Annotated in this window: 4 protein-coding genes; 1 reads left to right on the top strand and 3 read right to left on the bottom strand. The window is 58.9% G+C overall.

Features of this window, described 5'->3' with window-relative positions; translation table 11 throughout:
* Positions 1-621: hypothetical protein (locus KDH09_11105; GenBank protein ID MCB0220234.1), on the top strand; the 621-nt coding region annotated here is incomplete at its 5' end.
* 18 nt (positions 622-639) lie between these two features.
* On the opposite strand, the gene KDH09_11100 is transcribed toward KDH09_11105, so the two are convergent.
* The 3 genes from KDH09_11100 to KDH09_11090 form a co-directional block, all read right to left on the bottom strand.
* Positions 640-1,911 carry a hypothetical protein gene (locus tag KDH09_11100; protein MCB0220233.1) on the bottom strand — a complete coding sequence of 424 codons (1,272 nt, stop codon included), beginning with the start codon at positions 1,909-1,911 and terminating at the stop codon, positions 640-642.
* Positions 1,912-2,007: 96 nt separating this feature from the next.
* A complete protein-coding gene (locus tag KDH09_11095) occupies positions 2,008-3,285 on the bottom strand; it encodes a hypothetical protein (GenBank protein MCB0220232.1) in 1,278 nt (425 codons plus the stop codon).
* A gap of 408 nt (positions 3,286-3,693) precedes the next feature.
* Positions 3,694-7,716 (bottom strand): UPF0182 family protein, encoded by a 4,023-nt coding sequence (locus KDH09_11090; protein ID MCB0220231.1) that lies wholly within the window; start codon positions 7,714-7,716, stop codon positions 3,694-3,696.
* Between the last annotated feature and the right edge of the window lie 96 nt (positions 7,717-7,812).

Below are 7,812 nucleotides of genomic sequence, written 5' to 3'. Positions count from 1 at the left end.
TCTTTCACGGCGAATGCGACGCTCGAAGCTCATGCATTGGAAATCACGGAGTTTGTTGCGACTGGAACCGGCATTCGCGTGACCGGTGGCGGCCACCTCAACCTGGCGCCAAGCTACGAAGAGAGTTCCATCGATTTCACTCTCGAAGTCGCGCGCAGCAAGGCGACTACGCAGCCGGTCCTGGCCCAGGCCTACGCGGGGCTCGCACAAACGAACAGCTACCAGGTGGGCCTTCACGGATCTCTGGCAAGACCACAGGTACTGATCAATGGCTTCCCCATGGATCCGGCCGAGGGGCCCGTCGTGCTGCCAGCCGGCACCCCGGGTTCGGTTCACTCACCGACTAGTCGCCGCGCCACCGCCCGCCCCCATGCCAAGGATCGCAGTCCGCACACCACGAGGGGAGGCGCGCAGGGACACGCCCGCGGGCGCGCCCCCCTGCCCTGGCCCAGCGATTCACCCCAGGCACAACGCTTTGAAGAACTCTGGGCCGCCTATCAGCTCGAGTTCGAAACGCTCGCCGATGAAGGCCAGACGGTCAGGGGTCTGACCCGCAAGCAACTCAAGCGACAGGTCATCGATCAGGTTCGTGAAGAATTCGCTGAGAGCGTCGAGCAGTAGGGCGCCAACTCGGCTTGTTCAGGAGCCGCGCAGCAACAGGATTACCAGCGAAACACCCATCGCCGGCACGGTCACCAGCAGGCCGAGCGTGACAAAGGTCCGAAGCGAGACCTTGAGCCCCATGCGCTTGCACCCGTTGAGCCAGAGCAGTCCGGCAAGCGAGCCAATCGGTAGAAGCCGCGGCCCCAGGTCTCCGCCGATCAGGGAGGCGAAGATTTCCTTCCGCCCGGCGTCGGGAAGCGCTTCGAGGGCCATCAGGTTAATCAGCGACATCGGGTGGTTGTTCACCAGCGCCGAGCCGACGGCCGCTACGCCGCCAATCACAAAGAGATTCGCGTCCTGATAGATCGATGCCAGTAGATCGGTGAACCCCACATTGCGCAGCGCAATGGCGATCACATACACCCCGAGCAGAAACACGAAGATGTCCCACGCAACGGTGCGAAACATCAGATCGCGCATGTCTACTTTGCCCCAGCGCGTGCTGAGCAGGATTGCAAGCGTGGCGCCAATCACGGCGACGATCCAGATTGACGGGCCGTCAAAGTAGGCGACGGTCGGGTAGCCGATCACGATGAGTGCCAGCAGCCCCAACATCGCCTTTTGCGCTGGAAGAAGCCCTTCCCCCTCTTCGGCGACCGCGCGCTCGGTGTGAATCGGCTCTTCGAGATCCTTGCGGAAATAGAGCCAGACGATGGGATAGGTCACCGCCCACCCGCCCAGTGCAACGGGGATCATCCAGCTCGCATACTGATTGAAATTCACGTGGGCGAATTCCGCCACGATCATGTTCATCGGGTTTGAGATGTAGAACGGCGCCACGCCGATTGCCATGAACACCACGAATGCAAAAGGGGCAAGCAGGCGCTTGTGACCGTGGTAGCGCTTCTTCACCAGTCCCAATACCAGCGGCGTAATCAGAATGATCATCGCATCGTTGTTGAAAATCGTGGAAGTGAGCGCACACATCAGGAAGACCTGTCCGAACAGGCGTGAAGGCGTCGTCTTTGGATCGGAGAAGATCATCTCCGCCAGGCGCTCAAGCACGCCGATCCGCTCGGCCACGGCCGAGAGAATCATCGTCGCAATGATCATCAGGAACGGGCGCCAGTGAAGCTGAAGCGAGTGGATGATGTCAGCAGGGTCCACCACGCGGGCGGTGAGCAGAATCGTTGTCGCAAGCAGCGCTGCCGACGCCGGTCCGGCCTGCCATTCCTTACCGAAACGGGGGCGGCCAACTGCGATTCCGACGGTCATGAACAACGTGGCGTAGGCAATAAGCGACTGCATGGTTCCCGTGGGAGGGCGCAATCGATGCGATCCTCGCAAGGTGATGGCGACTGGCTCCTCCAATCGCAGATCTTGAACAGGCGCTACATACCTGAATCACCACAGGGACAGCAACAGAAGCGACAAGGTGAGCGTCGGAATGAGAACGATCGTGCCGAGGCGCACGAACTTGAAAATACTGATCTCAATGCCGCTTCGCCGAAGCAGATCCATCCACAACAGACCGGCCAGCGATCCGATCGGCAGGAGGCGTGGTCCGATGTCGCCACCGACCAGCGCTGCGAGCAGCGGTCGGGTCGCTCCCTCGTGGCCGATTGCCAACATGTTCAGAATGGACATCGGGTGGTTGTCGACAACAGCCGAGCCAAGTGCGGAGACGACTCCGATGACGCCGAGTTGCGCGCCGCTGTTGGCGTCATAGCTCGAATACAGCGCAGCCAGATTGTCGATCACGCCGACTTCGCGAAGCCCCGCGACAACCAGGAACACCCCCCAGAGGAAGAAAAGGATATCGAGCGAAACATGCCCGGCAATCTTTCGCGGCGACGCGACTGAGTAGATCTGCGAGATGATCGTGCATCCGATTGCTCCGGCGAGCGCAACCGACCAGATCGGAACGTCCAGCGCCGCCATGACCGGATAGGCCAGGAAGACGGTCATGAGGAAAATAAACGCCGGCCGCTCCGCACGATGCGCGGGTGGTATTTCCGTGGGCAATGACGGGACCGCTTCGGCATGAAGGACTTTGCGATAGTGCCAACGCAGAATCCCAAATGTCATGAGGGCGCCGGCGGCCGAGATGGGGCCCATGATCGCCGTATAATCGTTGAATCCGATACCGGCGTATTCCGCAACGATCATGTTCATCGGGTTGGAAATAACAAACGGTGCCACCCCTGGCGCGAGGAAAACCGCGAAAACGAAGGCTTCGAGGATTCGATCATTGCCCGGGTAGAGGCGGCGCGCCATGGCAATCACCACTGGTGTCAGCAGCAGGATGGCGGCATCATTGTTGAGCAGCGACGGCGTCACCACGCTCGCCACGAAGATCATATTGAATGCACGACTGGTGGATGTTTCACGCGCATAGCTATCAATGCGCAGCGCCAGACGTTCAAAGGCACCGGTCTCTTTGACCACGCCGGTCATCACCATGATGCTTGTGAGCGCCAGCAACGGGCGCCACTGGATTTTGAACGAAGTCATCAGATCGGCGGGTTCGAGTAGACCGCCGATGAGCATGAGCGCAACCCCGAGCACCGCCGCCACGCCGATGTCGATATGCAGTTTCTTGCTACCAACAAAGACATGTGGCCGGGAGACACACAGGCCGACCGTCACCGACAGCGTCATATACGCGTACAAGGTCTCCATCAGATCCTTCTTTTCAGCCGAGTCATACCCGCCACAGGCTGCAGCAAAAGGAACTTACGACATCCACACGCCTTCGTCTATAGAAATTGATGCCCATAGACGCATCTAACCCATTGATTTTTCAAGAAAAAATTCATTTCTCGTGTACAGTGACTCAAGGCTCTTCACTTTCCAGGTTTTGGCACATTTGTAAAACTTCCATTCCCTTTGGGGAACCTGGAGCGTTGTCTTCTGAAGGCTGATGCTGTCGGGCAGAGTCTGCCCTTCCTTTTGGCCCAAGATACGAGATTACTGGTTTCAAGAAAGAAATAGTCTGCACGGACAAGTCTTTTTGTATATGGCCTACAAAAAAGAGCCGCCCCCGTAAGGGGGGCGGCTCTGTTGGTTCCGTGTAAACCGGAAGGGAAGTTACTGGGCAGTGTCACTTGATTCCATCGTTGCGCCTTCAGCGCCTTCCATCGCGGCCGGATCAGCGATGATGGCGCTATCCATCATCGCGGTACCGCTGTGGGCACTGTAATCCTTGATCGCGTGCCGAAGTGCGAGCTCAAGCGTCTCGCCCATGCGAGCCGTGCCACGGAACACCGCCACTACGCGGCGAAGCTGCGTGACCGGGTTCTGCTGCGATCGAATGAAGATCGGCTCGACATAGATCACCTCGCCGTCGACAATCAGTGTCGAGGTGTGACCGCGAATCACGTCGTTGCCGCGACGATTCCACCAGGAGATCTGCTCGGAGATCTCCGGGTTCTGGTCGATCGCGGAGTCGGCCTGCTCGGGACCCGGGTAGTAGTAACCCTTGGGCACTTCGAGCGAGACAAGCCGGCCGTAGTCCTCGCCGTCCTGGTAGACGATGGGAATGCCGCGCAGGTTGAGCGCCTTCTCCGGCGTGAACACCATGCCCTGGACGAACTGTACTTTGTCACCCTTGGCAGCGGGAATGCCGCCCGCACCGGTCTCCAGCAGGAAGGTGTAGGGCTCGATGGAGAAGCGGATCGCACGTCCGGCGTCGAGGATCGGGCCGAGCACTTCGTCACCGTCGTCCCACATGTCTTCAAAATTGAAGAAGTAGTAGGGGTCTTCCATGTGGTAGTAGATGTACACATCGTCGAACTGCACGTGCATCATGTGCACCGGATAGGTCAGGTGCGCTCGGATGCTTTGCGGCATCTCCTTGCCGTCCACGAAGAGCTCGGGATACACGCCGGCCCATGCCTTGATCAGTGGCTTGTCTGAAATCTTGTAGAACTTCATTTCGCCGTTGGCGGCATTCAGGGTGATCTTGACCGAATCCTCTACGTAGTTGGTGCGACGAAGCCGGTTCTTGCGGTGTTTCTCGAACGAACGCTCGTCCGACTTGTCACCCAGGTCCTGGTAGTAGCTGTAGGGGTACATGTCACTGGTGGTGAGCGCATTGGTCAGCCACACGATGTTCCGGTCCGCAATCACGGCGTAGGGGTTGCTGTCCAGATACAGGAACGGTGCAACACGCTCGGCACGCTCGAGCGGCGAGCGGAAGAAGTGAACACGGGTTTCGTCCGTGATCAGGCCGCTGAAGAAGACCTGGAAGAACTGGTCGCTTCGCCAACCGTAGACAAAGCGCTTGAGGAGGGAGTCGATGGCCACCGCGCCGGCAACGTCATTGCCCAGGCGGATTTCGGCGCGCCCCTGATCGGTCGGGTAATCCAGTTCCTTCATGTCCTTGATGTTGGAGTAGGCCATCGTGGTCGAGCCTTCTCCGTAGTAGATATCGGGGTTATCGACCTCGAGTTCCTTGTACTGGACCTCTTCGGGGATGTTCTGTATGGCGAACTGGGGCTCACCCTCGCCATCGATACCCGCTGCCGGCGCCATCACCATGCCCTGGCCGTGGGTATACATGACAAAGCGCTGGCCGAACCATGCAAGCCAGGGAACCGGCTCCATGAGCGGCAGCTCACGCACGGAGCTGACGAACATCTTCTTCTCACCGTTGATCGTGTAGCGGACCGAATCAATTCCCAGGAAGTCGTAGTAGGTACGAAGCTTCTGCTGCTGCTTGAAGATTTCCAGCGTCGGACCGTAGACCATGGTGTCACCCTTCGTCTGAAGGATGCGGTCCTCATGCTGGGGATCGATGAAGCGTTCCAGATAGCTGGTGAAGCCCGGCCACAGCGGGGCGTTCTTGATCGTCGGGTGATTCAGCAGTTGCTCAATGTCGGGCACCGGATCGCCGGGGCCCTTGGGACGGAACTCGACAGCTTCGACCTGGTCGATGCCGTAGGCCTTGCGTGTGAACTCGATGTGGTTCTGGATGTAACCGCCGCTGCCGTCCTCGTGCTTCTTGATCTGGACGACGGGCTCATTGGGCTTGGTATCGACCCAGTTACGAACCGAGACTGCCGCTTTGAAACCGAAATCAGCGAGGATCAGAACCAGAGCGTAGGTTCCGAACTTCTTGGTCTGCTCCTGCCAATTCGAAGGCGCCGTTCCCTTGACCACCTTGTTGAGGGTCTGCAGATACATGAAAAGCAGTCCCGTCAGACCGAGAATGACGAGCGTCGTGACATAGATGTAATGGAGGTTGCTCCAGAAGCCATCCACGTCGAGCGCCGAAGCGCCGACTTCAATCGCCGAGCCGGAGTTGTCGGCATAAAGCAGCCCGTATTTGCCCAAGTACTGTGCAATGGCCAGCAGCACGCCGATGGTGACGAGGGGCCCCAGGGCCTTGATGTCAAACACCTCGCCCAAGATGTGGCGGAACTTGCTCAGGCCCGCAGGCGGGGCCTTGTCGGCCGCATCCGAGCCCAGATATGCGGCATAGCCGCAGCCGATCGCCGAAAGCAGCCCAAGGAAGGTGCCGGCCAGCAACGCCTCCACCAGGATCCAGATGGCCGAGAGGTCCTGCACATAGAAGGACAGATCCTTGCCGAAAATCGGATCGGTGCCACCAAAGCCGTCGGGCCCGCTCATCAGCAGGAAGTTCAGGTAAGTCAGCGAGAGGAAGTAGCCGCCGAGCGAGCCGAGTATCACGGCCCAGGCCAGCACGAACTTCTTCTGTCCGCCCTGCAGTTTGTTCATGAATGCCGGCAACGCAATGCCGCCACCCATCGTAACCAGGCCGAACAGGAAGAGCTTGACTCCCATGGCGAAGTTCGTCGAGAAGACACTGCCATAGCCCATGCTGTCGAGCAACCAGTAGTCGAAGGCCAGGTAGGTCAGCTCATCGATGTAGAAAATTGCCAGCAGCACGGCCGCAGCAATTGTGAAACGGCCCCAAAGCTTCGAAGCATTGGGCATGCGGTCGAGTTCCACATCGGGAAGCGCGACGCCCATGTCGTCAGCGCCTGCGCCTGTCAGGTCAGCAGGTTCGGATTCGCTTTCATCACGCTTGAAAGTCGCAATGACTTCGCCGAGCGTGGTCTTCACGCGCTCACGACGCGAGACGACGAACACGAAGATCAGTCCCGAGACGTAGCGGAAGGTGTTGTCGAGCACCGCAATGGCGACGCACTCGGGGAAGCCCAGACCGCCGAAATAAAGCGCGGCGGCAAAGCCCCACTCAAACTGGCCGATACCGCCCGGAGTGATGCGAACCAGTCGCGCGATGTAGGAACCCACGACGCCCATCAGCAAAACGCCGAAGTCGACCTTGAGGACGACCACGCTCGTGGTGAACGCCATCGCGGTGAAGTAGGCGGCGATGTCTTCGAGGCCAAAGGCCAGAAGCGAGAGGAATGCCACCCACACCGCGCGCGCGGGCTGATCAGCAACCAGGCGCATCGAGCGCTTTGCCTGCGTCCACGTTTCGTTGAGGTTTACGCCCTGTTTGCGGCCATACAGGATTGCCGAGGCAACCGCGAGGATCCCAAGCGAAGCGACAATCTGCGAAAACCAGTTGTCCCAGCCGATCGCCAGCAATCCGATGACAGCGAAGACGAGGATCTCGAAGAGAACGAAGAGCTGCTCGGTAAAGACAACGCCCTTGGCCTGCTTGAGCGGTGCGCCCGAAGCCTGAAGCGCCTGCGCCGCACCGGCGTGACCCATTCCGAAGGGCAGATACTGATTGAGCACCGTGCCGTAGGCGTAGGCGCCGACGTTTTCGCTGGTCTTCGTCTTCAAACCGAAGAGGCGGCCAATGGCATTGAACTGCACCGCCTTGAGTGAGAAGAACGCAAGGAAGATTCCAATCACGACGCCGATCAGGTCCCAACTAATGGGCTCCTGGGACATGTAGTAGTATTTCAGGTCTGCAACGCCGTCGATGAATCCGGCATTGTGATCATGGTATTTGATCAGTCCGGCATCGATGGCCAGATCGAGAAGCCTTGTCTCGGCGATAAATGTCCACCAGTTGGCGTAGTAGATCAGCGCACTGATCAGCGCGAACGCCAACGCGACGGATAGCCCCACCGCCCAGGCAAAGTTCCTCGTCTTCTTGTCCTCATTCATTGCTCACTATTCCTTTCGGCTCTGTTCAAAACTGCTCTGTGTTGCCACGCACGCACCTGGCGATGCGTACAGTGACAACAAAACACGCATGTGATC

The sequence above is a fragment of the Chrysiogenia bacterium genome, assembly GCA_020434085.1.
GTDB lineage: Bacteria > JAGRBM01 > JAGRBM01 > JAGRBM01 > JAGRBM01 > JAGRBM01.
This window is presented reverse-complemented; position numbering and strand designations above follow the sequence as displayed.

Coding starts and splice junctions, on each gene's coding strand:
- KDH09_11095 (MCB0220232.1), bottom strand. CDS start 3,285: ATGGAGACCTTGTACGCGTATATGACGCTGTCGGTGACGGTCGGCCTG.
- KDH09_11100 (MCB0220233.1), bottom strand. CDS start 1,911: ATGCAGTCGCTTATTGCCTACGCCACGTTGTTCATGACCGTCGGAATC.
- KDH09_11090 (MCB0220231.1), bottom strand. CDS start 7,716: ATGAATGAGGACAAGAAGACGAGGAACTTTGCCTGGGCGGTGGGGCTA.